The organism is Vibrio sp. 1288 (assembly GCF_033344475.1).
Genome location: NZ_JAWPOX010000232.1, coordinates 1 through 921 on the forward strand (window position 1 = coordinate 1; position 921 = coordinate 921).

Annotated in this window: 1 pseudogene; it reads right to left on the reverse strand. The window is 45.5% G+C overall.

Features of this window, described 5'->3' with window-relative positions:
* Positions 1 to 921: pseudogene (gene pyrG / locus R8O11_RS25895) on the reverse strand (glutamine hydrolyzing CTP synthase); the annotation flags it as partial.

Sequence of the window (921 nt, forward strand, 5' to 3'; positions counted from 1 at the left end):
ACCACAGGGTACTTAGTCTCTTTGTTAAATTCTGTTGAATGTGCACCTTCCATACCCGCAACGTTACGCGCGTATTCAATAAGGGCAACTTGCATACCTAGACAGATACCTAGATAAGGCATTTTGTTTTCACGTGCGTATTGAGCCGCACGGATCTTGCCTTCAACACCACGATCACCGAAACCACCTGGAACTAGGATAGCGTCTAGACCTTCTAGAAGCTCAACGCCTTTAGTTTCGATGTCTTGAGAGTCTACGTACTTAATGGTTACGTTTAGGCGGTTTTTCAAGCCTGCGTGCTTAAGTGCTTCGTTCACAGATTTGTACGCATCTGGTAGTTCGATGTATTTACCGACCATACCGATAGTTACTTCACCTGTTGGATTCGCTTATTCGTAGATGACCTGTTCCCATTCAGAAAGGTCAGCTTCTGGCGCATCAATACCGAAACGAGTACACACTAGGTCATCAAGACCTTGAGACTTAACAAGTTGAGGGATCTTGTAGATTGAATCTACGTCCTTCATTGAGATTACCGCTTTCTCAGGAACGTTACAGAAAAGTGCAATCTTCTTACGCTCGTTCGCTGGGATCATGCGATCGCTGCGGCAAACTAGGATGTCTGGTTGGATACCGATAGACAGTAGCTCTTTAACAGAGTGCTGAGTCGGTTTAGTTTTCACTTCGCCAGCTGCTGCTAGGTAAGGAACAAGAGTTAGATGCATGAACATTGCGCGTTCACGGCCAAGTTCTACTGCTAGCTGACGGATTGCTTCCATAAATGGTAGCGATTCGATATCACCTACCGTACCACCAACTTCAACGATAGCAATATCGTGGCCTTCAGAACCTGCAATTACGCGGTCTTTGATAGCGTTAGTGATATGAGGGATAACTTGAATTGTTGCGCCTAGGTAGTCA